At 65.3% G+C, this 26,024-nt stretch carries 19 protein-coding genes; 10 read left to right on the top strand and 9 right to left on the bottom strand.

Features of this window, described 5'->3' with window-relative positions:
- Nucleotides 1–56 precede the first annotated feature (56 nt).
- Both A3E1_RS44560 and A3E1_RS44555 read left to right on the top strand, forming a co-directional pair.
- Entirely contained in the window at nucleotides 57–1,541 is a 1,485-nt protein-coding gene (locus tag A3E1_RS44560; RefSeq protein WP_020520220.1) for an FG-GAP repeat domain-containing protein, read from the top strand.
- Nucleotides 1,541–3,022: an FG-GAP repeat domain-containing protein gene (locus A3E1_RS44555; RefSeq protein WP_020520219.1), complete on the top strand. Its 1,482-nt coding sequence runs from the start codon at nucleotides 1,541–1,543 to the stop codon at nucleotides 3,020–3,022. Before A3E1_RS44560 ends, A3E1_RS44555 begins: the two co-directional genes overlap by 1 nt.
- Before the next feature lie 37 nt (nucleotides 3,023–3,059).
- Here the strand turns inward: A3E1_RS44555 and A3E1_RS0107920 are convergent, their stop codons facing one another.
- Nucleotides 3,060–4,274: an aminopeptidase gene (locus tag A3E1_RS0107920; protein ID WP_020520218.1), complete on the bottom strand. Its 1,215-nt coding sequence runs from the start codon at nucleotides 4,272–4,274 to the stop codon at nucleotides 3,060–3,062.
- A gap of 78 nt (nucleotides 4,275–4,352) precedes the next feature.
- Between A3E1_RS0107920 and A3E1_RS0107915 the strand changes: the two genes are divergently transcribed.
- A complete protein-coding gene (locus tag A3E1_RS0107915; protein WP_020520217.1) occupies nucleotides 4,353–4,961 on the top strand; it encodes a class I SAM-dependent methyltransferase in 609 nt (202 codons plus the stop codon).
- On the opposite strand, the gene A3E1_RS0107910 is transcribed toward A3E1_RS0107915, so the two are convergent.
- Nucleotides 4,942–6,258 (bottom strand): condensation domain-containing protein, encoded by a 1,317-nt coding sequence (locus tag A3E1_RS0107910; RefSeq protein WP_020520216.1) that lies wholly within the window; start codon nucleotides 6,256–6,258, stop codon nucleotides 4,942–4,944. The genes A3E1_RS0107915 and A3E1_RS0107910 overlap by 20 nt on opposite strands.
- A 205-nt stretch (nucleotides 6,259–6,463) precedes the next feature.
- Between A3E1_RS0107910 and A3E1_RS49100 the strand changes: the two genes are divergently transcribed.
- From A3E1_RS49100 to A3E1_RS0107895, 3 genes are all read left to right on the top strand, one after another.
- A complete protein-coding gene (locus tag A3E1_RS49100; protein ID WP_083929407.1) occupies nucleotides 6,464–6,664 on the top strand; it encodes a GNAT family N-acetyltransferase in 201 nt (66 codons plus the stop codon).
- Nucleotides 6,665–6,970: 306 nt separating this feature from the next.
- The gene (locus tag A3E1_RS0107900) at nucleotides 6,971–7,390 is read left to right on the top strand and encodes a hypothetical protein (RefSeq protein WP_020520214.1); all 420 of its coding nucleotides are present in this window, start codon (nucleotides 6,971–6,973) and stop codon (nucleotides 7,388–7,390) included.
- Nucleotides 7,391–7,392: 2 nt separating this feature from the next.
- Entirely contained in the window at nucleotides 7,393–8,580 is a 1,188-nt protein-coding gene (locus A3E1_RS0107895; RefSeq protein WP_020520213.1) for a serine hydrolase domain-containing protein, read from the top strand.
- Between the two features lie 47 nt (nucleotides 8,581–8,627).
- On the opposite strand, the gene A3E1_RS0107890 is transcribed toward A3E1_RS0107895, so the two are convergent.
- From A3E1_RS0107890 to A3E1_RS44550, 5 genes are all read right to left on the bottom strand, one after another.
- Nucleotides 8,628–8,924 carry a hypothetical protein gene (locus A3E1_RS0107890; protein ID WP_020520212.1) on the bottom strand — a complete coding sequence of 99 codons (297 nt, stop codon included), beginning with the start codon at nucleotides 8,922–8,924 and terminating at the stop codon, nucleotides 8,628–8,630.
- Between the two features lie 49 nt (nucleotides 8,925–8,973).
- Nucleotides 8,974–9,228 (bottom strand): hypothetical protein, encoded by a 255-nt coding sequence (locus A3E1_RS0107885; RefSeq protein WP_020520211.1) that lies wholly within the window; start codon nucleotides 9,226–9,228, stop codon nucleotides 8,974–8,976.
- Between the two features lie 9 nt (nucleotides 9,229–9,237).
- Nucleotides 9,238–11,082 (bottom strand): MrcB family domain-containing protein, encoded by a 1,845-nt coding sequence (locus A3E1_RS0107880; RefSeq protein ID WP_020520210.1) that lies wholly within the window; start codon nucleotides 11,080–11,082, stop codon nucleotides 9,238–9,240.
- 673 nt (nucleotides 11,083–11,755) lie between these two features.
- Complete coding sequence (locus A3E1_RS0107875) at nucleotides 11,756–13,075, bottom strand: inositol-3-phosphate synthase (protein WP_020520209.1); 1,320 nt, start codon at nucleotides 13,073–13,075, stop codon at nucleotides 11,756–11,758.
- Nucleotides 13,076–13,153: 78 nt separating this feature from the next.
- Nucleotides 13,154–13,789, bottom strand: coding sequence for a hypothetical protein (locus A3E1_RS44550; RefSeq protein ID WP_051104886.1), 636 nt, complete (start codon nucleotides 13,787–13,789; stop codon nucleotides 13,154–13,156).
- Nucleotides 13,790–13,911: 122 nt separating this feature from the next.
- Here A3E1_RS44550 and A3E1_RS0107865 point away from each other — a divergent pair, with 122 nt between their 5' ends.
- The 4 genes from A3E1_RS0107865 to purE are packed head-to-tail and all read left to right on the top strand — an operon-like array spanning nucleotide 13,912 to nucleotide 19,769.
- Nucleotides 13,912–15,873, top strand: coding sequence for a thioredoxin domain-containing protein (locus A3E1_RS0107865; RefSeq protein WP_026208212.1), 1,962 nt, complete (start codon nucleotides 13,912–13,914; stop codon nucleotides 15,871–15,873).
- Between the two features lie 42 nt (nucleotides 15,874–15,915).
- Nucleotides 15,916–18,114, top strand: a complete 2,199-nt coding sequence (locus A3E1_RS0107860; protein ID WP_020520206.1) for a class II glutamine amidotransferase domain-containing protein — start codon at nucleotides 15,916–15,918, stop codon at nucleotides 18,112–18,114.
- A gap of 24 nt (nucleotides 18,115–18,138) precedes the next feature.
- On the top strand, nucleotides 18,139–19,281 hold the full coding sequence (locus A3E1_RS0107855; RefSeq protein ID WP_020520205.1) for a 5-(carboxyamino)imidazole ribonucleotide synthase: 1,143 nt from the start codon (nucleotides 18,139–18,141) through the stop codon (nucleotides 19,279–19,281).
- The gene (gene purE, locus A3E1_RS0107850) at nucleotides 19,278–19,769 is read left to right on the top strand and encodes a 5-(carboxyamino)imidazole ribonucleotide mutase (protein ID WP_020520204.1); all 492 of its coding nucleotides are present in this window, start codon (nucleotides 19,278–19,280) and stop codon (nucleotides 19,767–19,769) included. The genes A3E1_RS0107855 and purE overlap by 4 nt, the downstream gene beginning before the upstream one ends.
- Here the strand turns inward: purE and A3E1_RS0107845 are convergent.
- Together A3E1_RS0107845 and A3E1_RS0107840 are read right to left on the bottom strand one after the other, a co-directional pair.
- Nucleotides 19,751–24,421, bottom strand: a complete 4,671-nt coding sequence (locus A3E1_RS0107845; protein ID WP_020520203.1) for an SCO7613 C-terminal domain-containing membrane protein — start codon at nucleotides 24,419–24,421, stop codon at nucleotides 19,751–19,753. The genes purE and A3E1_RS0107845 overlap by 19 nt on opposite strands.
- A 104-nt stretch (nucleotides 24,422–24,525) precedes the next feature.
- Nucleotides 24,526–25,944: a UDP-glucose dehydrogenase family protein gene (locus A3E1_RS0107840; RefSeq protein WP_020520202.1), complete on the bottom strand. Its 1,419-nt coding sequence runs from the start codon at nucleotides 25,942–25,944 to the stop codon at nucleotides 24,526–24,528.
- Nucleotides 25,945–26,024: the final 80 nt, after the last annotated feature.

The following is a 26,024-nucleotide window of genomic DNA, read 5'->3' as shown; positions in this document are numbered from 1 at the left end:
CACCTCTGTCCGATCAGCACACTCAGGCTCGCCATTGGACCCTCGAGGAGGACGCTGTGCTGACAAAACGCACGTGGACAGCCGTGTTGACGGCAGCCATCGCGTTGACGATGATCACTTATATTCCGGCCGCTTCGGCGGCTCCGGTAACCCCGGACTTTGGCAGGGCGATCGACGCCTATGCCGGCAATGATCCCCAGGACACCTGTGACAACGACCCCAAGCCGGGCACCGTCGGGTTCCGCGATCTGATGAACCGCACCTACGGCTCGCACAGCAGTTCCATCAGCCGATCCTGCAGCCTGGGTGGGACGAGCGAGCACAAGGAGGGTCGCGCGCTCGACTACATGCTCAACATCAACGACAGCTCCGAGCGGGCCATCGCAAATGACATCCTCGGATGGCTGCTCGCGACTGACCGTCATGGGAACCGGCACGCGATGGCCAGACGGCTCGGCGTGATGTACCTGATCTGGAATCGCCAGATCTGGTCGGCCTACCGGGCGTCCGAGGGCTGGCGTGACTACAACGGCACCAACCCGCACACCGACCACATTCACTTCAGCTTCAGCTGGGCCGGTGCCCGCAAACAGACCACGTGGTGGACAGCCGGTGGAATCCGCGACACGGCAGGCGATTATGACGGTGACAGCTATACCGAGCTAGCGCTCTTCCGGCCGGACTGTTCCGAAGGGTCAACGTGGTGGATCCGCAGCACCAGGACCGGCACAAACCTCAACGCCGGCACCAAGTTCGGCGGTTGTACGGACATCCCCGTGCCCGGAGACTATGACGGCGACGGCGAGAACGATCTGGCTCTCTACCGTCGTGATTGCACCAACGGTTCGTCGTGGTGGGTAACGAGTTCCCGGACAGGCAACCTGCTTTACGGCGGCACGAAGTTTGGCGGCTGCACCGACATTCCGGCTCCAGGCGACTATGACAACGATGGCTTCAGCGATCTGGCGCTGTTCCGGCAGAACTGTTCGACCGGCTCCACGTGGTGGATTCGCAGCTCCCGTACGGGAAACAACATTTACGCGGGCAACGAGTTTGGTGGCTGCACCGACCTTCCGGCAGCCGGAGACTATGACGGTGACGGTTACACCGATCTGGCCCTCTACCGTCGTGATTGCACCAACGGTTCGTCGTGGTGGGTCCGCAGCACCCGCACTGGTTCGGCCCTGTATGCGGGCAACAAGTTTGGTGGCTGCACCGACATCGCGGCGCCGGGTGACTACGACGCCGACAATCGCACCGACCTCGCTTTGTTCCGCCGTGACTGTTCCACCGGTTCCACGTGGTGGGTGCGCAGCTCCCGCACGGGAAACAACATCTACGCGGGCAACGAGTTTGGTGGCTGCACCGACATTCCCGCGCCAGGTGACTACGACGGTGACGGCTATACCGACCTCGCCCTCTACCGTCGTGATTGCACCAACGGCTCATCCTGGTGGGTCCGCAGCACGCGAACCGGCACCACGCTCTACGGCGGCAACAAGTTCGGCGGTTGCCATGACGTGCCGGCGACCGGTGCCTGATGAACTACAAACTTCTCGCCTCGCTGGCTGGCCTCGCGACGGCGGCAACCGTCGCCTTGGTCCCAGCCGCCGCTCATGCCGCGGTAATCCCTGACTGCACGAGCGCCGCGCCAACGGCCGCTGACGCGGCCTTCGCCGGCCAGGTCGGGCCGACCCTCACCGGCGCACTCGACGGCCACTACACGGCCAGCCGGGCGGCGTGCACCCGCGTCATCGTGCAGGTCGTCAAGTCACGCGGACTGCCCCTGCGTGCCGCCGCGATCGCGATCACCACGACGATCGTGGAGAGCCGGATTCAGAACCTCAACTATGGCGACCGGGACAGCCTCGGTTTGTTCCAGCAACGCCCGAGCCAAGGATGGGGGAGTGAAAGCCAGATTCTCAATCCCGTCTACGCCACCAACGCGTTCCTCAACGCGATGGTGCGGGAATACCCGAACAACACCTGGCTGACAGCCCCGATCGGTGAAGTCTGCCAAGCCGTGCAGCGATCGGGTTTCCCGTCGCGTTACTACGACGAGACCGCAGACGGGGTGCGGATCGCCACCGCGGCCTGGGGTGCCAATGCTCCCGGCGACTATGATGGGGACAAGTTCACCGATCTGGCGCTCTACCGGCCGAACAGCGCCACCGGCTCGACCTGGTGGGCTCGCAGCAGCCGTACGGGCCAGCAGATCTTTGGCGGCACGCTTTTCGGTGGCGCGATGGACGTCCCGGCTCCCGGCGACTACGACGGTGACGGCAAGAACGACTTGGCGCTCTACCGTCGTGATTGCACCAACGGCTCGTCGTGGTGGGTGCACAGCTCACGTACCGGTGGACTGCTCTACGGCGGCACGAAGTTCGGTGGCTGCACCGACATTCCTGCTCCAGGTGACTATGACGGCGACGGCTACACAGACTTGGCTTTGTACCGCCAGGACTGCTCGACCGGCTCGACGTGGTGGATTCGCAGTTCCCGCACCGGCGCTAACCTGTATGCGGGCAACGAGTTCGGTGGCTGCACTGACATTCCGGCGGCCGGAGACTACGACGGCGACTCGCGGACAGACTTGGCCTTGTTCCGCCGGAATTGCTCAACAGGCTCGTCCTGGTGGGTCCGAAGCTCGCGTACGGGGTCGAACATCTACGCGGGCAATGAGTTTGGTGGCTGCACCGACATTCCCGCGGCCGGAGACTATGACGGTGACGGATACACCGACCTGGCCCTCTACCGTCGTGACTGTAGTGAGGGCTCGACCTGGTGGGTGCGCAGCACCCGCACTGGCTCGGTGTTGTACGCGGGCAACAAGTTTGGCGGGTGCACCGACATTCCCGCACCCGGGGACTACGACGCCGACACCTACACCGAGCTAGCTCTCTACCGGCGCGACTGTGCGGAAGGCTCCACCTGGTGGGTCAGAAGCACACGGTCGGGATCGATGCTCCACAGTGGCACAAAGTTTGGCGGCTGCACCGATATCCCGGCAACCGCTAGCTGACCAGTGGCCCTGGCAGGCACCGGGCCTGCCAGGGCTGCTATCCCGGCAGGACCCACTCGTCATCCTTAATGATGTCGACGATTCCGTTAGGGCCAGTGCCGGTCACGGTCATGCCGGCTCCGCCGATGACGACATCGGTGTGCACGGCAGACCGGTTGAGCCCCAAGTCAAACCGCTCCTCGGCGGACATGGCCGGCCCGTTGGCCACCGCGAAGGGGAAGCTCTGCCCCCAGGCCACGTGACACGCGGCGTTCTCGTCGAACAAGGTGTTGTGGAAAACCAAGCCAGCCTTGGCGATTCTGGAGTCACGGTCCACAAGCGACACTTCGCCGAGGCTGCGGGCTCCGTCATCGGTTTCGAGCTGACCTCGCACCAGATCGGCACCGCTGGTGGCGGAAAAGTCCACGATCCGGCCCCCGGCGAAGGTCACGCGCAGACCCTCCACGACACCGCCACCGCGCATGACCAGTGGCCGGGTCAGCTGGATGACACCGTCAGCCAAGCGGCGGTCCGGACTGGTGAAGACCTCTTCCGTTGGCAGATTCGGGATGTAGCCGCACCCGGTTTCCGTGGTGACGCCGCCGCCCGTCCACACCGTGCCCGGCAACAGCCCGACAGTCAGGTCGGTGCCCTCGCTGTGATAGCGCACGGCGGTCAGTTCCAGGGCGTTGAGCGCCCGTGCACGGGTCGCGAGGGTGTCCGATCGCTCGCGCCAGGCCTGCACCGGATCAGGCTCGTCAAGCCGCATCGCGACGGACACAGCCTCCCAGAGCCGGTCAACATCGGGCTCACCAAACACTTGCTCGGCCCAGCCTGCGCTCGGGATAGCCGCGATCGTCCACGTGACCCGGCCACCGAGGAAGATCTTGCGCCGGGCGCTCTCTTCGCCTGCTGGGATCGCGGCCACCTTCTGCGGATCCAGGCCCGCCATGAGACCCGGCTGGTCGCCTGCCAGAAGGATGATCGCGGCACCTTCGCGGTGCAGCGCCTCGTAACGGTCGAGCACCCAGGATCGGTTGGCTGTCAAGGACTCCAGGCTCGCGTGCCGCACGCCTGACCGCCGCACTAGCCCGTCTTCCCAATCCACGTCAACGATGGAAGCGCCGGCCGCGTAAGCCCTTTCCACCACCGCCCGGGCCATCGGCGCATGCGCCAGATCTGTCATCACGAAGACGCGCCGGCCCGGCCGGACATTAGCCCCAGCCCGCACGACAAGGTCGGCGAAACGCTCAATCAAACCGTCGGGGTGCATGCGAGGCAGCCTAGTGTAAGTTGCTACTTCAGCAAGTTGCGTTGGCGTAGCGCGGGGGTTTGCGGCATCGTCGTGGTTATGAGCGACATGTTTGGTGCTGAGTTCTGGGACGAGCGATACCGCTCATCGGAGAAGGTCTGGAGCGGCAACCCGAATCCCCGTCTCGTCGCGGTGGCCAGCGAGTTGAAACCAGGGACCGCGCTCGATGTGGGCTGCGGCGAAGGGGCCGACGCGATCTGGCTGGCTCAGCAAGGCTGGAGCGTTACGGGCGTTGACATCTCGCAGGTGGCGCTGCAACGGGCCGCAAAGGCCGCGGGATCGCACGCGATCATCTGGAAGCAGGCGAACATTCTGGAGTGGGCCCCGGCTCAGGAAGCCTACGACCTAGTGTCCGCGCAGTTCATGCATCTGCCGTGGCCGGACCTTCAGGCGCTGCACAAGCGTCTGGCCGCGGCGGTGAAGCCTGGCGGCACGCTTCTCATCGTCGGGCATCATCCGTCAGATGCGGAAGTCATTGCCCGTCCGCCGCATCTTGTCGCGCTTATGCATCCTGCCGCGCAGATGGCGGAAACGCTTGACCCAGCAGAGTGGGAGATCGACGCACGCGATCTGCCGCGCCCGTTCACCGATGCCGAGGGCAATGCCGTTACCCTGCACGACGCCGTGCTCAAGGCAACGCGTCGCTAAGCGCTGCCGTCACGATGAGCGATTCGATGCCACGCAAGCAGGTCTCAATCATGTCCGGGGAAACGAAAGCCGTGTCGACCCGCCAGGTGAGGGCGACCGCGTCCCCGGCGCTGTCAACGTTGAGGAAACACGTGGCGTCGGGTTCGTTCGATCGCGGGCCCCAGCGCAGGGTGCTCTCGGACACGGAAGCTACGGGCACGTTGGTGGCGGTCTGTGCGGAGAATCCGCGGCGGTCATTGAAGTAGCACCGCGTATCGAGGTCGACGCCGCGTTCGCCGCTGATCCGGTCGATGAGCGGCCACAGGTCGCGAGGATGGTAATACGCGTGCCGCCCAGCGGTGAGTTCACTCTTCCACGTGCGGGCTACCGCTTCCCCAAACGTGCAGTCAGCGGTATCGATGACGGCCAGCCCAGCTTGCGCCAGATTGCTAACGGAATCGGCGAAACCGGGCCGGAAGCGGTTGCTGACCACAATCCTGAACATGCCAACAGGCTGACCAGACAGCTGGCCGAGCATGACGGCGTAGGCCGCCAGGAGCATCACTCCACTGTGTACATTCATCCGGCTGTTGACGACCGCGAGGGCATGATGCGTCGCGGGTGTGGTGAACGTGGCCTCCCACCATCTTTCGGCTTGCGGGGTCAGCCGCTGGGCGAAACGCTGCGGCTCGATCACCCGCAGGTGCTTCTCCCAGTAACGCAAGGAAGCGGCGTGCTGCCGAAGCGCGGACGGCTCACGCTGGGCCCGCGCTAGCTCCAGCGGCTGAACGCCGGCGACGGGAGCGAGGTGAGCACCCGTGATGGGGTCGAGATTGGCGAGGTCTCGGCGAAGCGCGTCGAACCCGTACCCATCAATGACGATATGGCAGTAGAGAGCGACGAAATAGATGGCGTGGTCGCCATCGGCGACCACCGCCATGCGCAATGGCCAGTCGGCCACCGGATCCCAAGGAGCGGCCTCATACTCCGCCCGGATCGTGTCAGCCAGCTGCGCGGGGTTTCCGTTGTCGGCGTAGACCTCAAGGGTGATCTCGCCAGACTCGAAGAGCACCTGCCTGGCCTGCCCGTCATTGTCGACGAGCAGGCGAGTGCGCAACGACTGGTGTCTGCTTAGGACGAATCCGAGCAGAGTAACGATGTTTTGGACGGTCATCCCTGCTTTGAGGGGCATCGTCCCGCCGGTCCACTCGGTTTCGCCGAACTTTTGCATCGACCGCCATGCGGCGAACTGAGCCCAGGTCAACTCCTCGACGCCGCTGCCCTCACCCTTGAAAGGCACCGAGATGCTTACCGGCACAGGAGTTCTCCTAGGTATAAAACGGAATCCTGCGCCGGCTTGGTATCAAAACCAAACCGACGCAGCATTGACAGTCATCTAATGCCTAGAGCTCGCGAACAACCATGGTGACACCCCCTTCCGCACTTGACCGAAGCCTAACGTTGTAGATATCTCGATGGAAGAGCCCGCAAGAGACACATGGTAAATGTAGTCAAAGTCTTAAATGGAGGGCTTGCCCTTTTGTGAACGAAAAGCGTTCCGGGCCATCGGGTCTCGCGACACCTACACCACCATCATGGGCTATGCCTGGACGCGGCGGTCCGCTGTTGGCGCCGAACTTGCCGGGTTGTACGTGCATCCACGCGTACAAGGAAAAGGTGTTGGAAAGGCTCTGATTTCTGATGCGCTTGAGTGTCTTCTATGAACGGCAAGGTTTTTGTGCTCGATGCGCAGGCGGAAGTCCAGCTATGGCGGGGGATGCCAGAGGTCCGCTATGTGTTTGAGGTCAGTCCCGCGCAGCGATAACCCATGTGTTATCGCTGGGTATCGAAGTAGTCGTTGATCAAGATCCGGTGCTTCGGCAGAGTGAAAGCCGATGACGATCCGAAGCAGATCCTTGTCACGCGCCAGCCGTGTCAGCGGCCGTGTCAGCGCGAAGGCAGTCCCGTGACAGGACGGCGGGCGATCGTTCTCACAACGAACCACCCGACCTTCCAAGGAGCACACAACAATGTCTGTCACCCTCACCGACCAGGACAAGCGCACCCTCCGGACCGCCGCTTACGGCGCTGTGACCCTGATGTCGTTCGCCGGTGTCGCCAGCTCGGCGCATAAGGTCGCCACCGACGGCACTCTCGCCCTGTCGTCGGCGACCGGCCCAATCGGGCACGTGCTCGCCGCGAAGACCAATGACCTGAAGCTAACCAGCAAGTCCGCGGCCGCACTGGCCGACCAGGTGCTGCCGGCCCTCACCGAGTCGATGGATCTGCTCAGCAAGCAGGATGTGGAAGAGGCCAGCAACTTCCGCAGCACCGTGATCACCGCCATCGAGGCCGCTGCCCGGGCTGGTCAGGGCGCGCCGAGCCCCACCCTGGCTGACATGGCCCGCAAGATCGTCAGCGCCCTCGACGCCGCCGGGAAAGGTGAATAACAATGGGTACGTCTCAGACCGCGCGTCGCGTCGCCGGCACCGCTCTGGCGGCCACGTTGCTAACCGGAGCCATCACACCCGAAGTGGCAACGGCGAAAGGCAACAACCGTCCCGAGCTACAGCAAGCCATCCAAGAGATCGTCGAGTCCGGTTTCACCGGCGTGCAACTGCGCGTGAGCGACCAGCAGAGCGAATGGACCGGTAGCGCCGGGGTCCGCAAGCTTGACGCGGCGGCGAAGCCACAAACCAACGGACGGTTCCGGGTTGGCAGTGTTACCAAGACATTTACCGCTGCCCTGATGCTGGACCTGGTGGCTGACGGCAAAGTCGGGCTGGACACGTCAGCGGCGAGCTACCTGCCCGAGTTCAACCTGGATCCGCGGATCACGGTGCGGATGCTGTTGCAGCACACGAGCGGAGTGTTCAACCACACCGGGCAGTACAACCCCGACGGCACGATCAATCCGGGGATCCCTTGGTCTGGCAAGGAATGGGTGGACAACCGGTTCCACACCTACCAGCCGGAGGAACTCGTTCGGTTGTCGTTGTCCAAGCCCCTGAATTTTGAACCGGGGACAAACTGGGCCTACGCCAACACCAACTACGTGCTAGCCCGGCTGGTAATCGAGAAAGCCACCGGCAACTCCTATGCCGAGGAGATGCGGCGGCGAATTCTGCGGCCCCTAGGGCTGAAGGGCACCATCGTGCCGGGCACCTCGCCGGAGATCCCGGGGCCGCACGCCCACGCCTACTACGAATACGAGGAAGCCAGTGAGCTGAAGACGGTCGACATCACCCGCCAGAACCCGTCTTGGGTATCCAGCGGTGGTGACATGATCTCCACCACCAAGGATCTGCAGACGTTCATCTCCGCCTTGATGAGCGGGAAACTCCTTCCCGCCTCGCAAATGGCCAAGATGCTTACGCCACACCCGATGTACGGCTACGGTTTGGGACTGTTCGTGCAGGACGGCTCCACGCCGTCTCCCTTCCCGCTGCCAAGCTGCGGTGCGGCTCTCGTCACACATAACGGTGGCGTCCAAGGGTTTGCGACGCTGATGTACAGCACGCCCGATGGCAGCAAGACGCTGACCGCCTCACTGACCTATGTGGACGATCCCGCGATGTCCAAGCAAGCAGCGGGATACCAGGCCATGCAGACACTCATCAACAAGGTCTTCTGTGCCTGACAAGCGATCCGGGCCTCGTAGCGAAACGCTACGAGGCCCGCTTCACGTTAAAGGAAAGCAGGATCGACGAAGGACGGATCCCGCGTCGCGCCTTCGTTCTCGCCAAGACGCTCTAGCAGGTCATAGAACAACTGCTCAGCGGGATGCAGACCGGCGACTGTCGCGGTCAAGTCGGCCTCGGCGACAAACCTCGCGTGCTGTCCCTCCACCGACATGACGGCTAGCCAGCCATCATCATCTGGCTTGAACAGATTGCCGCCGGTCTCCGCCCAGAACAGCACGTGATCCTGCGACGGCGCCTTAAACGGCGCGGTGGCGGCCAGCATCATCAGCGCTGTGTGCACATCCCAGCGCTGGTATCCAAAGTGGAGCAGATAGACCTCGAGGACACCATCACGGTGTACCGCCCACTGTCACCTGACCCGGCTCAGCATCCTCGGCGACCCGGGTCGCGAAATACTGGCGCGGCGTCATGTTTTTCGCGACGTGACTCCACTCGTCGGTGACCTCCTTGTCAGCCCAGTACCAGCCGTTGAACATCTCAGCGGGGTTTGAGATAGCTCGTGGATCCGAGGGGGTATCAAGCCACTGCTCAAAACCGGTCCGGCTCATAGGAATGCAGGCGGCGACCAAGAAGCTGTCCGACACGCGGCAAGGCTAGCTGGATCGCTGCGTGCCTGTCAGGAGCACCTTGAACTTCTCGAAGGTGAGCCGCCACGCGTTGACATCGCAGATATCCGCCACGCCTGGCACCTTCGCCCTTGCGCTGTACTGCCAGCCCTCGGGGACGCGGTTGCCATAGGTGGCCCAGCCTCGGCCGTCGTTGCCGCCGATCTTTTGGTACAGCTGCCTGAAGTCCTCGTGGGCCTGACGCGGGTAGTTCGACGCGATCAGCGGCCCCCGGAATTCGCGCAGGTCGGGCTGTCCAAGATGCTGCGTCCAGTTCCACGGCGGGATGTAGGCCACGAGCACCCGGGAGTCGACTTCAGCCCAGCGGTCGTCGAAGCGGCGCACATCGTCCCAGGTTGGCACCATGTCGGCCTTGATCAGCTCGGCGTAACGTTCGACGTCGAGCATCGCCCAGTTCGCGCTGTGCCGGTCCAGTTCGCGGCGCAGCCAGTCAACCTGCCGGTTGATCGAAGCCTGGTCGCCCTTCACGAGGTTGTGATAGCCACCGCGCAGGCCCATGCCAGCCTTCCTCGCCGCGCGGGAGAAGTCCCCGAAGTAGTGGGTTGGCCAGCGGTAGCCCGACGGATCGCCATAGGTCGCGCGGGCGCACATGCCAGCGATTCCGGCCTGGCAGATCTTCGCCCAGTCCAGGTTTCCGCCGTGCCGCTTCCAGTCATGCTGGCTCACGTCGATCGTGAACACCGGGGTGGTCTGCGCTGGGAGTTCCAGCACCTTCGGCACGAGGTCCTCGGTGTGGGCACCTTCTGCCCTGGGAGTGGCATAGACGAAGGGCGTGGCGACGAGAGCGGCCAAGATCCCACGACGGGTCAGGGTGCCGGCCAGCGCCTTGTGTTTGCCGCTCACTTTGAGCGCCGCCGCCGTGTCCGACTCGAGTTCGGCCGTGGTCACGGGCTTGCTCGCGAGTACAGGCTCGATGGCGGCCTTCTTGAGCTTGACCTTGGTCCCAGGCTTGGCCGCGGGTGCCTCGGGCTCGGGCTTGACGGCGGCTGGCTTGGGCTCGGCGGTCGGCGGGGTGGGTTTGACCTCGGCCGTGGGAGCCTTGATCGCGGCCTTCGGCTCAGCGTGCGGCTTGAGCTTGGCCTCCGGCTCGACGGTCGCAGGCTTCGGCTCGGGAGCGACAGCGGCTGGCCTGGGCTCAGCGGCCGGCGGCGTCGACTTCTCCCGCGGCTCGGTGGCCGACTTGAGCGTGGGCTCGGTGGGCTTTTTCGCCGCCGGGCTTTGCAGAGGCGTGATGAGGTCGTGGCGGCCCTGACGGCGGGCTGTCTCGCGGGCCTGGAGCGCCAGGGCGTAGAGCAGCAGGAAACGCTGCAGGTCGGCGACCAACTCCGACTCGACGGGCAGCCGGTCGAGGCTGTACGTGCGCGACACGATGTTGGCCTGCTCGTAGTCGACCGCTATCGCCGCTGAGGTGCGCAGGTCGAAGCTGAGGTCCAGGCCAGCGATTTCCGCGGGGCTCATAGCCGCCCGGATCGTGGCGGCTTGCAGCGCGAGCACTGTCCGTGCCCGAGACCGCCCGAGGTGCTCAGCCATCTCACCGACGCCCTGGTTGAGGGTGAGCGTCACGGTGCTTTTGTCGGCCGAGAACAGGTAGGCCACATACATGCCACGCTGGGCAGTCGTGGTCTCGGCTGGGTTGAAGATGGCGATCGCTGGCTCGCTGTTGCCCCCATAGCCTTCAGCCTGGTAGCCAGACGGAATCCACTGCCGGAACTCGACTTCGGCCCGGCCCAGCAAAACATGTGCCGGGCTCGACATCGGCAGCAGCCGGTCGAACTTGGCACCAATCTCGCCGATCAGCTTGCGTAGCCGCACGCCGGATTCCTCCTATACCGATCGCAGGGTGAACGGGATCAGAAAGTCTGTTATTTAGTGGGGGTATTTGCGCCGTTGTCGGCGAGGGTATCCGGGGCTGTCCAGCACCTGGCTTGACTCGATACGAACCCGGGCCACAATAGCCGCCCCCTGCCGTGACCTGCCAAGATTCTTATGTATGGATCATGGAAGACGTGAGACTCAGGCTCTTTCGACGGCTGTGTGAACGTCTGTCCATTGTGGAGCGACGCCAGTCTTTCCGCTTCGCTGGCAAGCGATACGGGCCGATGGAGCTGTTTTGCCAGACCGCGCTGGCCGGTGGATCCATTGTCGGCAATATTGCAGCGGGCGCAGCATCCGTACCGGTCGGAACCACCCTTTAAGGTTCGCGCGGGAGGCCGAACGGCTGAACCGGGCAGGAACGATCCGGCGAGGCCGTGGCCGAAACGTCACTAAGTCCATATTGGACAGACAAAGACGGCGCGGGTCGTAAAGACCCGCGCCGCTAATCCTTTTCCCAGCTGGGCGACACGCACGCTGCCGCCCAGGACGACGAGTCTGCCGTCAAGGCGTGGCACGCAGCGCTCGAGATCCTCGACGACATCAACCACCCAGACGCCAATGACCTGCGCGCAAAGCTTGCCGAGGTTCGCTGACGGGCACCCTCTTCGGTTCAGTCCTCGTTTTCCATCTCCAGGTGGGTGATCTGCTCCTCGCCCATCAGCCAGCGGAGTGTGTTCTTGAGTTTGGTCTGCTGGATGAACAAGTCGTGTTCGGGATAGGAGTCCGGGGCGTGTTGTGGGCTCTTGAAGTAGAGCGACAGCCATTCCTGTGTGCCCGTAAGACCAGCTCGCTGGGCTAGGTCGGTGAACAACACCAGGTCGAGTACCAACGGTGCGGCCAAAATCGAATCGCGGCAAAGGAAATTGACCTTAATCTGCATCGGATAGCCAAGCCATCCGAAGATGTCGATGTTGTCCCAGCCCTCCTTGTTGTCACCGCGAGGTGGGTAGTAATTGATGCGCACCTTGTGGTGGAAGTCGCCATAGAGTTCGGGGTAAAGGCTTGGCTGCAGGATGTGTTCGAGCACGCCGAGTTTGGCCTTCTCCTTGGTGCGGAAGCTGTCGGGGTCGTCAAGCACCTCGCCATCGCGGTTGCCGAGGATGTTGGTCGAGTACCAGCCCGCCAACCCCAGCATCCGGGCCTTCAACATCGGCGCCAGCACGGTCTTCACGAGGGTCTGCCCTGTCTTGAAGTCCTTGCCGCTCAGGGGAACTCCTGCGGTGTGGGCGAGTTCGGTCATGGCCGGCACGTCGGTGGTGAGGCTCGGCGCCCCGTTGATGAAGGCCACGCCTTCCTTGAGCGCGGCGTAGGCGTAGAGCATCGATGGCGGGACGGCTTCGTCGTTGGCATCCAATGCGGCTTCGAACGCCTCCAGGCTCTGGTGGGCCGGGCCGGGCTCGATAAAGACTTCGGTGGAGGCACACAAGATGACCACCATCCGATCGCAGTCGTTTGCCGCCTTGAAGTTGCGGATGTCGTCGCGGAGTGCCTCGGCTAGCTCCCGCTTGCCTGCGCCCGGCTTAACGTTGGTGCCCGAGAGCCGCCGTACGTATTGCTGATCGAAGACCGCCGGCATGGGCTCGATCTCTTTCAGCGCGGCCGCGATCGGTTCGATATGGGTGTACCGGTCGAGCACGCCGCACCTGATCGCGGCCTCGTATGCCGTGTCAGAGATCGGGTCCCAGGCGCCGAAGACCAGCTGGTCGAGATCGGCCAGCGGCACGAAGTCAGGAATGAGTGGCGCCCGGTCCTCGGTCCGTTTACCGAGGCGGATGGTGCCCATCTGGGCGAGCGATCCGACGGGTTCGGCCAGGCCGCGCTTGATCAGCTCGACGCCGGCGATGACGGTCGACGCCACGGCGCCGAGCCCCACGAAGAGCACGCCTAGACGGCCGGTGGCCGGTGCGATGGGGTGTTGTGATGTCTCCACGAGACCTCTTTTCTCCAGGGTGATGCCGCACTGGGGCATAGGCGCCAGCGCTAGCTAGTGGTGAAGGGCTATGTCGGGCTAGGACCGGCCTGGGCCTTGACGTGCTGATCCGAGCATGGAGCGGATCTCACCGCCGAGTGCGGCGATCCGCTGCAGGGTGTAGTGGGCGGCATCGAAGGCTGTGCAACCGTGGGAGATTCGCCCCCGGTCATCGAAGAGGTGGCCGGTGAACTCGTCCTCCCCGACCTCGGCAGCGGTCCAACGGTCCCAGAGCACGCGCTGCATAACCTGTATCGCGTCGGTGGCCGGTTCTTGAAAGACGATTTCGCAGCCCTGGTCGCGCAAGGCGCCGATCAAATGTTCGGCGGCCTTGGCCTGCATGCCGTCCGCGAGTCGCCCGTCCTCGTATTCAATGCCAGGGAAGTCGATCGGCGCCGAGATGAGGTCGTCGGGGCGCAGAAACTGGAAGATGAACGTGCGTCGCACCGTCTCCTGAACGTGATCAGCCAGCAGTGCGCGGCGGCCCCGCCCGGGACGGCGGCTCTCCCAGGCCCGCAGCTCTTCGCGGCGCCCCGGATCCCAGCCCGCCAAGCCGCCCACGGTGACATCGGGCTCAGGGAAATCCGCGTACCGCAGCCGCCACATGCTCACCGTCTTCGGCTCGACGTTGAACAACACCGCGATGTCGGCCACGCCGAGCATTTCCTTAACCATGTGGCCCCCGGGTCGCAGGTTCGTAGACTCCCATCTACAAAGTAACGAAGTCCCGAAGTTTGTCAACCGCCGTCTACAAACTCGCCTAACCTTCGTGACGGGCGGTGTGGGAGAGTGATCTGGTGAACCGACTCGGTAGCGCGACCTCGCCCTATCTGCTCCAGCACAAGGACAATCCGGTTGACTGGTGGGAGTGGACGGAGGCGGCCTTCGCCGAAGCGCGGCGCAGAGATGTGCCGGTCCTGATCAGCGTCGGCTACAGCGCCTGTCACTGGTGTCATGTGATGGCGCACGAGTCGTTTGAAGACGAATCCATTGGCGCGCTTATCAACGAGCACTTCGTCGCCATCAAGGTGGACCGTGAAGAGCGGCCCGATGTGGATGCGATCTACATGCAGGCCACGCAAGCGATGACCGGTCAGGGTGGCTGGCCGATGACCGTGTTCGCGACGCCCGACGGTGAGCCGTTCTATTGCGGGACGTATTTTCCGAAGGAACATTTCCGTACCCTCCTCGGGTCTGTGGATGAGGCCTGGCGCACGCAGCGTGAGGCGATCGAGGAGCAGGGCAAACACGTCGTTGAGGCCATCGCGGGCACGCCGCTGAAGGGCGAAACGGAGATCACCGCCGCTCTGCTCGACCATGCGGGGCAACAGGTTTTGAAAAGCTATGACCAGGTCCATGGTGGTTTCGGTGGCGCGCCTAAGTTTCCGCCGCACATGCTCATGCTCTTCATGCTCCGGGGGTACCAGCGAAGCCATGCCCCCCAATGGTTAGAAGCTGTGCGGCACACCGCCGAGGCGATGGCCCGTGGTGGTCTCTACGACCAGCTGGCGGGCGGTTTCCACCGCTACACCGTCGATGCGACGTGGACGGTGCCGCACTTCGAGAAGATGCTCTACGACAACGCTCTGCTGATGCGGGCCTACACCGAGATCTACCGTCTGACGAAAGACTCGATGGCGCAACGGGTCGCGCTCGAGACAGCTGAATTCCTGCTGCAGGATCTCAGAACCGCCGAAGGCGGTTTCGCGAGCGCTCTGGACGCTGACACCGATGGTGTCGAAGGGCTCACCTATGCCTGGAACCGCGAGCAGCTAAGGGAAGTCACCGGCGACGACTGGGCGGCGGATCTCTTTGGCGTTACGGAGCAAGGAAACTTCGAGCATGGGCTGTCCGTCCTGCGACTCATGCGTGACGTGGACGAGGCGTCTGACGAGGTCAAAACCCAGTGGCGGCAAACGAAAGCGACGTTGCTCAACAAGCGTGCGCGACGGCCGCAACCGCAGCGTGACGACAAGATAGTCGCCAGCTGGAACGGGCTCGCCATCACAGCGCTGGTGGAACTGGCGCGTCTGTCCAAACGCGGCGATCTCCGGCGAGCGGCTGTCGAGGCGGGGGAGTTGCTGGCCAACGTCCACCTCAGCGATGGCCGGATCAAGCGGGTCTCCCGTGACGGCAAAGCCGGCGAACCCGATGGCGTACTAGAAGACTACGGCTGTGTGGCGGAAGCGTTCTGTGCGCTGCACCAGGTGACCAACGACGGTGTCTGGCTGACCAGAGCCAAGGCGTTGCTGGATACCGCGATCGCACAGTTTGGCGACGGCGAGGGCGGCTTCTTCGACACCGCGGCCGACGCGGAACGGCTCGTCACCCGTCCGGCTGACCCGACAGACAACGCGACACCGAGCGGGCTGTCCAGTTTGGTCAGCGCTCTCCTGACGTACACAGCCCTTACGAGTGAACCTGAGTACCACCAAGTCGCCCAGCGGGCACTGGAAAGCACGGGCGCTCTGCTCGCGAAGTTCCCCCGCTTCGCGGGCTACGCCGCTGCCGCGGCTGAAGCCCTGCTCAGCGGGCCGGTGGAAGTCGCTGTCACGAATGATGAATCCCTTTACGAAACAGCGCTCATGAACGCTCCAGGCGGTGCCGTGATCGTGAATGGACAGCCTGACGAAGCGGGTGTGCCACTGCTCGCGGGGCGCACTCAACAGCATGCGGCCTACGTCTGCCGCGGATTCGTGTGCGACAGGCCGGTCACTTCAAGTGTCGAACTGACGACAATGCTCCGCCCGCCGGTCTGACTTAACCGGCTATTCGGACAATGGTGGCTAGGCTCATTGTTCATGGCTGGCCTTGCCGCGTTGCTCAGTTTCGGATCCGACCGCACCACTACCCAGACTCTCCAGGGGCTATCCGCCGCGCTCGCGCCGCGCGGTGCCGAGGAAACCATCGCTGAATACGGCGCCGCACGGCTTCTCATGCGCTCGGCGCTGCCGAGAATCCATGAGATCGAAGAGACGGCGATCATCGTCGATGGCATCGCGGAGGTGTCGAGCCTCGTAGGACGGTATCTGCGGCACGGGCCTGCGGCGCTCCTGCACGGCGAAGACCCGTACGCGCTGATCCTCGCCGATATCGGCGGTCTCGTGCTCTGCCGTCATCTCGACGGTCCGCCGCTTTACTACACGCGCAGCCGGGGAGCGGTCATCGTCGCCAGTGAGCCATCGGCGTTGCTCGCTGCCGGGGTTCAGGCGGCCGTGGATGAAACGACGGTCACGCGTTTCCTGGCCACAGGTAGCTGCGATGAGGTTCCGGCCACATTCTTCCAGGGCATCAGGCGCGTGCTGCCGGGCCAGGTCGTCGAGGTCACCGCGCACACCGACGCCGGTGGCCGCTCCGAGGGCTGGGCCATCCGCGCCCATCCGCCCGTCTCGCAACGCCAGGTGCCCGCGAGAATGGCGTTGCTGCGCGGTAAATCCGGCACCGAACGCACGGGGGTGCTCATGGCAGGAGCGGGCCATCCGGACATCGCCATTCCCACGGCCGCTCTCCTCGGCGCCACCATTTCCTCAGCTGGTACGCCGAGAGCCGTCCCCGTCTACTCAGCGACGTTTCCAGGACTGACCGCGGGCAGCTTCCCCCAGGCCGTGCTAGGCCCGTTGGCGGACAGTTCGGTCCGGCACCGCGCGATCCCTTTGTACGCCGACGAATTCGACGTCGACGGTTATCTGGCCGACCTGGGCGAGCCGATACCGGGGCTCTGGGGCTATCTCCTGTGGGCGATAGCCAAAGCCACCGCGGGCGAGGCTGACGTCCTGCTGTCCGCCGCCGGATGGAATGCGCCGCATGGCCACCTGTCCCGCCTGTCCGACCGCATCGGCTCGCGCTATGGCGTGATGGTGCGTTTTCCTTACTGTGACGTGGAAAGGGGCGATCCGGCGGTCCGTCACGAGATCCAGATGCTCGCCGAACGGACCCTCCCACCCGCCTCGGTGCGCGCCGCGACTTCACACGGCTCCCACATCGAGTCTCCGGTTTCGGAAGTGCTGCAACGATTGCGGTCCGAGATCGCGGGTGTGCTGCTGTATCCACGAGACGCGCGGCCAGATCACCACGCGCTGGCCACACTGTCCAATCTAGACAAAGCTTCCAGTGCCAGCATCGACAGGTTATGGCGGCGTTACGTTTTGGAACGCTGGCTGGCGACCGTCATCGCACCGAAGCAGGCGACGGTGCCCACCGCGCGACCAGCCAGCGCGGCCAAACCCGTTGAGGTGTCGGCCAGTGGACGGTCGTGGCAACGGCGCATGCTGGTCACCGAGTCGTTCGCGGCCGGTGACCGGCTGGCCGAGAAGCTCGCTTGGTATGTCACGGAGTTCGCCACCAGTGCGGACAAACAGGCCCGGCAAGCGCTGCGGCAACCATGGTATCTGCTCGTCGCGGCCAAACCCGTTGCCGTAACGCAAGGCCGGGCCCGGGCGATCTGGGAGATCGAGCCGGGACGGCTCGCGCGGGGACTGGTTCGCCTTGCGGGACAAAAGATCCGGCACACCGATCCGTGGAGCATGCAGGCCGCGATCGAAGAGGGCGGAACGATCCGGGTCGCCTCTGGTGCCTTGTGCGCGGCGATCGGCAGCCTGTCCTGGTACGAAAAGTTCAGCGGCGCCAAGGCGCGGTCGGTGAGCCCGCCCCGGGAACACGCGTGCCCGCCGGCGCACCTCGCGGTCGTCAGCGCACCGAAGCACGCCAACGGCGTGGCCTCGGAACTGCTGTCCGCCTTACGGCGGGCGCTGCCCGAGGAGATCTTCGCCTCCCTGCAGGGCTGCGCGATCGTGAGCGCTGATGCCGAAGGCGTCCGTCAGCTCGGCTGGGCTGGAGCCAAAGCTCCGGCAGCCCAGCTCATCAGACGGCTATGTGAAGGTAATCCGTTCGGCCAGGGTGATGAACGCACTCCTGTCCTTATCGCCCTTGGTTCCCCGGCTGGAAAGCCTGCCGCGCAGGGCAAGAAGTCGGGCAAACGCCAGCCCTCACGGCGCCGCTAACCGTCCTCGTTAGGATGGGGCGCGATGACTGAGGAACAGAAGCGCACCCGTTCTGGCATGCCTGTCGTAGGCATGATCGGCGGCGGGCAGCTTGCCCGGATGACGCATCAGGCCGCGATTGCTCTCGGCCAGACCTTGCGTGTGCTCGTGACTGACCCCGGCGATTCCGCCGCGGTGGTGACTCCCGACATCGAGATCGGCAGTCACTTGGATCTGGCCGCCTTGCGGGCGTTCGCGAAATCCTGTGACGTGGTCACGTTTGACCATGAACACGTTCCGGGCGAACACATCCGCGCCCTCGCCGCCGAAGGCGTGAAGATCTTCCCGGGCGCCGATGCCCTGCTTTACGCCCAGGACAAGGCCGCCATGCGCGAGCGCCTCAGCGAGCTTGGCGCCCCGGTGCCCCGCTGGGCCCGGCTCAGCGGCCCGGCCGGTCTGGCCGACTTCGGCCTGCCCGCGATCGTCAAGACCACGCGCGGCGGCTATGACGGCAAGGGCGTCTTCGTGGTGAGTGACTTAAGCAATGCACTGCCCGACGTGGCGTTGATCGCCGAAGAGCTGGTGCCGCTGCGGCGCGAACTGGCCGTGCAGGTGGCCCGGTCGCCCTATGGGCAGGTGGCCGCCTATCCCGTGGTGGAAACGGTGCAGCGCGACGGGATCTGTGTCGAAGTGCTCGCCCCGGCGCCAAATCTTGACCCCGCGACAGCCGTGGAGGCACAGCAGCTAGCGATCCGGCTCGCCAAAGAGCTGAATGTCGTTGGCCTGCTTGCCGTTGAGCTGTTCGACACCGGCAGTGGCCTGATCGTCAACGAATTGGCGATGCGGCCACACAACTCCGGTCACTGGAGCATCGAGGGTTCGCGCACTTCGCAATTCGAGCAACATCTGCGGGCCGTCCTGGACTATCCACTCGGCGACACGCGCCTGACGGCCCCGGCTGTCGTGATGGCCAACGTCCTCGGCGGACCCGAAGGCGGCATGAGCATGGACGAACGCCTGCATCACTTGATGGCCAACGAGCCCGCGGTCAAAGTGCACCTCTATGGCAAACAGACCCGCCCCGGCCGCAAGATCGGTCATGTGACAGCATTGGGCACCGATATGGCGGACTGCCGGGCACGGGCCGCGCGAGCGGCGCACTGGCTCCAATTTGGAGAGTCATCATGACCGACGTTGGCATCATCATGGGTTCCGATTCCGACTGGCCCACCATGAAACCCGCGGCAGAAGTGCTGGAGGAGTTCGGCATCAGCTTCGAGGCGCACGTGGTTTCCGCACACCGCACTCCGCAAGGGATGATCGACTACGGAACATCGGCCGCTTCCCGTGGCCTGAAAGTCATCATCGCCGGAGCCGGTGGCGCCGCACACCTTCCCGGCATGGTCGCCTCGGTGACGCCGTTGCCGGTCATCGGCGTACCAGTGCCATTGAAGTATCTAGACGGCATGGATTCGCTGATGTCCATCGTGCAGATGCCAGCCGGAATCCCCGTGGCGACAGTGTCCATCGCCGGTGGCAAGAACGCGGGCCTGCTCGCTGCCCGCATCCTTGGCGCCGCCGACGCCGGGTTGCAAACTAAACTCGTTGCCTACCAAGCATCCTTGGCCGAAATGGTCGCCGAAAAGGACGCCGGGCTTCAGCGGAACTTGTTGTAGCGGTCCATCGCGCGGCGCCGGCGTTCTGAGCTGGCGCCCAGGATGACGAGGACGACACCGGCGATGCCGACCGCGAGCCATGTGGTGCCCACCAGGGTGAGCGCATGGAAGGCCGTGATCGTGGTGACGATGGCGCCGATGGTCACCGGAGCGCGCTGCTGCCGCTTCGAGCCCCAGATCAGCACGAGCACGCCCGCGATGAGCAGCCCGATCACCCGCTCCGGCGGCGGTTCGGTCGCGAGCGACACCACGATGGTCGGTCCGAAGCCGGAGATGAGAGCCGGCCCATATGCCGCCCAGCTGCCCAGTTGGGGCCGCTGTTTGAGCTCGATGAGCCCAACGCCCAGTGCTAGCAAGGCAAACGGCACGGTGTATAGCTCGATGTAGTTCAGGTCGATCGCGGCCTGCCGCAGCAGCAGCCACCACGCGGCGATCATGCTGCCGCCCGCGGCCCAGAACAACATTCGCCGCTGCTGAGCGGACCGTCCGGGGCGGGTGGCCGACATGCCGAGCACGGCGGCGAAGCCCGCCAGAAGGGCGGCGACATGCCCCGGTGAGCGGACCGCCAGCGTCAGCGCGATAACGCCGGATAGGTAACCGGCCCACTCCATCGCGCTGGCCTCACGCACCGATTCCGGGCGGGTGAAGCGGGGGAGCAGCGCGGCTGCCGCGATCAGGGCGGTGCCGACGATCAGCACAGCGAAGGCCGCCCACTCGGGTGCGGCCCCCACATGCAGGCTGACACTCAGCACGAGCAGCTCGGCTGACACCGCGCCAAAGAGCCAGCCCATGATGCGCGACCGCTCCACCCGGCCGAGCATCGCGGCGGTCAGCCCGACCCCGACCGCTCCGGCGAACGTGAAGATGGTCAGTTCAGGTGTGGCCAAAGCACCGGCGAGACCGGCGCCGCCACCGATGAGTCCAATGAGGAACACCACGACCCGTGCCGCTCGCACGCCGCCGTCGGCATCGTCCTGACTCGGCGGCAGCGTCAGCGCGATGCTGAGCATGCAAACCGTGAAGACGGTAAGCCCGGCCATAACCGATGCGGGCCAGCCGAAGCCGAGGCTGACCGGGGTGATCAGAATCGTCAGGGCGATGCCTGGCACGACAACGGAAACGGCGCGAGTCGTTCCGCCGCCGAAACCGATCGCGGCCAGGGCGGCGGCGATGGTCAGAAGCAGTGCCGTGATCACTTCACTGGGGTCGCCCACGTAAGGCAGAGCCGTTGGCGGGCCCTGCCACACGGCATTCAGGGTGTCGTGTGGCGTGACGAGGGCCGCGTTCAGCGCTGGGCCAAGCGAACCAATCGCGATCAGGCCTGCGGCTGCCGCGCAAGCCGCGGTCAGTGAACCGGGGTGCGATTGCCACCGGCTGCGCTCCACACCGTCGATCGTGCGCCAGCGCCTGGGCGCGATCGGGAAGCGGTCGCGCGCACGTCTTTCGCTGGCGAGGTGCCGCACCCCACCGCGTACGAGTTCGGCCGTCACCACCAACAGTGCGGTCGCCGCGGCGTACACTCCTGCGGGCCGTCCATATAGGAGCGCCGCGACGGCGACAAGCGTTCCGCTGATGGCGACGCCGACAGTCGCCCAGCTGAGGTAGCCCGCGAGTTGCTGGCGCCAAAGGGAAACGACGGCTATTCCAGCGCCAATGGCGACGATCGTGATGGTGTAGACGGTGTCGGGCTCCGTGCCGTTGTTCCAGGTGTAGACGGCGACGGCGGCCGGGCCGGCCAGCAGCGCACCGAGCACCCCGGTGCCACCCGTCACGTCGAGATGCGCTGGGGGCAGCCCGCCTTCGGCCAGCGTCGTGCGCACGACGGTCGCCGAGATCACGGCGACGGCGATGCTGATGACGGCGATCATCGCGAGCGCCCCGGCCACGGCGGGCCAGAGCGTCAGGCTGGCGACGAGAGCGTGGAGGCCGACGACGATGGCGACGGTTAGCCGGGCATACCCAGCACGGGCGTCGACCGCGATGGTGGACAGGACGGCATAGATCGCTGAGACGGCGAGCCCGAGGACGATGGAACTCCAGGACGGCCAGCCCAAGGCGGCCGGAGTGCCCATCGTGGCAAGCACAATCGCGGCCGCCGCGGCGTCATAGTTGCGTGGGCGGGGCAGCGCGAGCATCGCCGCGATCGCCAGCAGGACGAGCGCTGCCGGAGCCTGCCAGCCAAACAGCGTGCCCGCCGGTGGGGCGCCAGGGTTGGTGATGGCTTGGATGCCCGCGCCTAGGGCCGGATAGCCAGCGATGATGCCCACTGCCGCGCCGGCGACCCCGGCACCGACGCCGGGGCCGCGGCGCCATTCAAGCGGGAGGGTGTGAATCGCCGCGGCGACACCCAGCACCGCGACCGCGGCGAGCACGAGCCACAGGTGCGGTGCGGCTAGCTCGGCTCCGCGGGCAAGCGAGGCGATGAGAGCCGTGGTGACCGCCGCTGAGGCGACGTCGGCGCCATCGAGCAGGCGGTCAGCCCGGCGTCCCTCGTCAATGGACGGTGCTAGCGCGAGCAGGATCGCGGCGACCAAAAGCAGTGCGCCGACTCCAGCGTCAAGCGCCTCAGCTTCCTGAACCCCAAACGCCGCACCGGTAATCACGAGGGCACCGAGCCCGGTGCCGACCGCGAGCGGGGTGCCGATGCGGCGGTGTGCCACGAGACGGACCGCGACGAGGGCCAAAGTGGTGCTGGCGGCAAGGAATCCGGCGGTCAGCGCGGCGGGCGCCGAGATCCCGGGCACGATGGTCATCAGTCCCGTGCACACCGCTCCCGGTGCGGCGAAGGCAGCCGCGCCAACGGCCGTGTCCCGCAACCTGACCGTCGCTTCTGGGCCCTGCTGCGGCAGTCGTGCCAAGGCGATGCCCGCGACCGTAAACGCGGCAAGCACTCCAGCGGTTGACCACGAAGTCGCCAGCGCGACGCCCAGCGCGGCGGTGCCGGCCAGCACGGTCGCGATCAGATGTGCCGTTGCGCTGCTGTTGGTGCCGGCCGCCCAGTTGAACGGCCCCGCGCCCACGCCCAGGCCCGAGGCCAGCATGGCGATCGCGAGCAACGTAAGCACGATTAGCGTGACCTGCCAGCTCAACCCCAGCGAGACCGGGGCGACGAGACCGGCGAGCACCGCACCCGCCACGGCACATTCCCGGCGGAAGGCAGGCGGCAAGGCGAGCGCGGCGGCAGCGGCTAGCAGAGCGACCGTCGCGACCAGTTGCCAGTCTGAGCCTTGGGCGGCCAGGCGAGCGTCCCAAGTGGACAGATCGGCCCGCCACATCGGCAGCGCTATCGAGATCGGCGTCAGCGCCGCCCGGATGGCTTCGGCCACCACGAAGGCGGTCAGGATCGCGAGCGCCGCCGCGGAGGCCAATTGCGGCCCGCGCCTGGAAACCGTTGGCAGCGAACGCACCGCGAGACCGGTGGCGAACACGACGACCGCGATGATGAGCAGTGCCTGATGCGGAATGGCCTGGAACGCGACACGCGCGGCCGACCCGATGACGGCGATAGTCAGCACGCCAGCGGCGAAGTCGCCCAAGGGCCGCCGTCGCAGCATGAGCGCGCCAAACAAGCCGACCACGGCCACCAGCAAGACGATGAGTGCGGCACGCGCAGATGAGGCGACATCGCCCGATCGCAACAGTGCCGCCAGGGCGTAAACAGCGGCCGAGCCGATCGCGAGCCCGTGCAGGATCCACGTCAGCTCCCACAGCCAGTGCTGCGTGCGGTCCGTCGTGGGTGGACGGTAGAGCTCCAAAGCCCGTGCGATGGCAGCGTTTTGGGCCGCGACAAGCGTCAGGACCATGGCCCAGCCGCCGTTAGTCGTGACATGGCCCCAGAAAAGCAGCGGCAGCACCGGCTGAATCGCGATGACCATCGCGAACCGTGCGGTCGCGAGCGCAGTCCCATGGTGGAACAGGAACGCGATAACCGCTGTCGCCGCGAAAATCAGGCCCGCGATGGTGGTGTCAGCCGTGCGGCTAGCCTCGAAAACATCAAACTTCGTTAAGACAAAACCCGTTATGGGTACTAGGGCCAGCCCGACGATGCCGAGAGCCTCAGCCGTGGAAGACAGTCCGCGGCGCAGCACCAGGGGCGCCGCGATGAGCAGCCCCGCGGTGACCAGGCCGAGCACGAGCAGCCGGGCGCCGATGGAGATGCCCTCGACGAACAGCGCGAAGATGACCGCCGTGATCGCGAGGAGCAGCGGGCCCAGGAAGAGCTGAACGTTTTGCACCAGACGTGGAGACGCCTCGGGTTCGGCCTCGGGCAACGGTGCCACGCGCGGCCGGGTTTGCGTGCCACGGTTTTGCGGGGGAACCCTTGGCGTCTCGGGCGGGCTCTCCTGAGTACTCCATGTTGGTTTTCTGGCCCATGGGCGTTGCTTTGGCGGCGCCGCGGCCTTCTTCTGGCGTTCCCGCTCTTCGGCGGTGAGTAAATACTTCTGGTGTAACGCGGCTTGCAGCTTCTGGCTGTTCTTCTTCATCTCGCTCGCCAGACGGACGTCTTCCTGTTTCATGTCCGTGATGGAGCGATTGACGCGGATGATTTCGGCGGCCAGGTCGGCCGGAGTGTTACCACATTTGGGACAGCGCTCAGATGGATCGCGCTGCGTGCCACATTGGGAGCACGCCACCGTTACGCCACCGCTCATGAATCGACTCTGCCGGTCGGTGGCCACCGTGCGCAAGTCCCATTTGTACAGATCAGCCCGCCCCAGCTAGCGGCCAGGACGGGCTGATACGTGAATAGTCTTCTTTAGACGGTCGGGCGCCCCAGAGCGCGGACAGTCCAGCCGGCCGACTTCCACACGCTGACATCCAGGCAGTTGCGTCCGTCAATGACGTTCTTGGCGGAGGCGACCTCGCCCAGCGCGATCGGGTCGGCGTTGCGGAACTCGGCCCACTCGGTCAGCACGCAAACCAGCTCGGTGCCGGTCACGGCCTCGGTCATGGTCTTGGCGTAAGTCACCCCGGGAAGGGCCTTAGCCGCGTTCTCCATGCCCTGTGGGTCGTAAACGCGAACGTCGGCACCGGCGCGAGCCAGCATGCCGGCGACGGCCAGCGAAGGCGCATCGCGTACGTCATCGGTGTTGGGCTTGAAGGTCGCCCCGAGCACCGTCACCTTGGCGCCGGACAGGTCCGGGCCGGCCGGGCCGATGCGGCGGCTCAGCAGATCGGCGGCGAGGTTCAGCACGCGCTGGCGGCGGCGGAGGTTGATGAGATCCACCTCGTGCAGGAAGCGCAGGGCCTCACCGGCACCCAGCTCCTGGGCCCGCGCTTGGAACGCGCGAATGTCCTTGGGCAGGCAGCCGCCACCGAAGCCGACACCGGACTGCAGGAAGCGGTTGCCGATGCGCGGGTCGTGCCCGAGCGCACGGGAAAGCGCGGTCACGTCGCCACCCGAGGCCTCACAGACCTCGGCCATCGCGTTCATGAAGGAGATCTTCGTCGCGAGGAAGGCGTTGGCAGCGTGCTTGACCAGCTCGGCGGTGGCGAAGTCGGTCGCGACCACCGGGACCTCGCGGTCCTCAACGGCGGCCAGATCGAAAACACCCTTGTGCGCGGCGTGCAGCAGCGAGTTGGCCCAGTCGGTCTTGGTGGCCACGACGATGCGGTTCGGGCGCATGACGTCGTCGACGGCGAAGCCTTCCTGAAGGAACTCCGGGCTCCACGCGACCTCGATGCCCAATTCCTGGCGGGTGTGCTTGGCGACCAGTTGCTCGACCCACTCGGCGGTGCCAACCGGGACGGTCGACTTCCCGACGATGAGCGCTTTGCGGCTCAGCAGCGGGGCGAGATTGGTCACACACGTCTCGAGGTAGCTCAGGTCCGCACCCATGCCGTTGGCGCGCTGTGGGCTGCCGACGCAGACGAAGTGCACGTCACCGAAGTCAGCCGTCTCCTGATAGGAGGTGGAGAACCGCAAGCGGCCAGCCGCGAGGTTCTTGCGCAGCAGCTCGTCTAGACCGGGCTCGTGGAAGGGAACTTCCCCGCGGCTCAGCTTCTCGATCTTGTCGGCGTCTGGGTCGAAGCCGAGGACGTCGTAGCCAAGCTCGGCGTAGCAGATGGCGTAGGTCGCGCCCAGGTAACCGGTGCCCAGGAAGGTCAGCTGGGGACGGTTCGCGCCAGACGGCGGGGTAACCGGGGCTGGCTGGGCAACGTACGGGACCGTCACGCTGAGTCTCCATTCGTCAGCTCTGTGTCGCGGGGGTGCGAATCGCAAATGCCGAGCTTACGCGCCCCTTGGACGGGTTA

It is taken from the genome of Catelliglobosispora koreensis DSM 44566 (assembly GCF_000379685.1).
GTDB classification, from domain to species: Bacteria; Actinomycetota; Actinomycetes; order Mycobacteriales; family Micromonosporaceae; genus Catelliglobosispora; species Catelliglobosispora koreensis.
The sequence above is the reverse complement of the archived record's forward strand: the minus strand, read 5'-3'. Positions and strand labels throughout refer to the sequence as shown.

Excerpts from the sequence above, each read along its gene's own strand:
- A3E1_RS0107845 (WP_020520203.1), bottom strand. The coding sequence starts at position 24,421 with ATGAGCGGTGGCGTAACGGTGGCGTGCTCCCAATGTGGCACGCAGCGC.
- A3E1_RS0107855 (WP_020520205.1), top strand. The coding sequence starts at position 18,139 with ATGACTGAGGAACAGAAGCGCACCCGTTCTGGCATGCCTGTCGTAGGC.
- A3E1_RS0107900 (WP_020520214.1), top strand. The coding sequence starts at position 6,971 with ATGTCTGTCACCCTCACCGACCAGGACAAGCGCACCCTCCGGACCGCC.
- A3E1_RS0107860 (WP_020520206.1), top strand. The coding sequence starts at position 15,916 with ATGGCTGGCCTTGCCGCGTTGCTCAGTTTCGGATCCGACCGCACCACT.
- A3E1_RS0107895 (WP_020520213.1), top strand. The coding sequence starts at position 7,393 with ATGGGTACGTCTCAGACCGCGCGTCGCGTCGCCGGCACCGCTCTGGCG.
- A3E1_RS49100 (WP_083929407.1), top strand. The coding sequence starts at position 6,464 with ATGGAGGGCTTGCCCTTTTGTGAACGAAAAGCGTTCCGGGCCATCGGG.
- purE (WP_020520204.1), top strand. The coding sequence starts at position 19,278 with ATGACCGACGTTGGCATCATCATGGGTTCCGATTCCGACTGGCCCACC.
- A3E1_RS44550 (WP_051104886.1), bottom strand. The coding sequence starts at position 13,789 with ATGGTTAAGGAAATGCTCGGCGTGGCCGACATCGCGGTGTTGTTCAAC.
- A3E1_RS44555 (WP_020520219.1), top strand. The coding sequence starts at position 1,541 with ATGAACTACAAACTTCTCGCCTCGCTGGCTGGCCTCGCGACGGCGGCA.
- A3E1_RS0107915 (WP_020520217.1), top strand. The coding sequence starts at position 4,353 with ATGAGCGACATGTTTGGTGCTGAGTTCTGGGACGAGCGATACCGCTCA.
- A3E1_RS0107920 (WP_020520218.1), bottom strand. The coding sequence starts at position 4,274 with ATGCACCCCGACGGTTTGATTGAGCGTTTCGCCGACCTTGTCGTGCGG.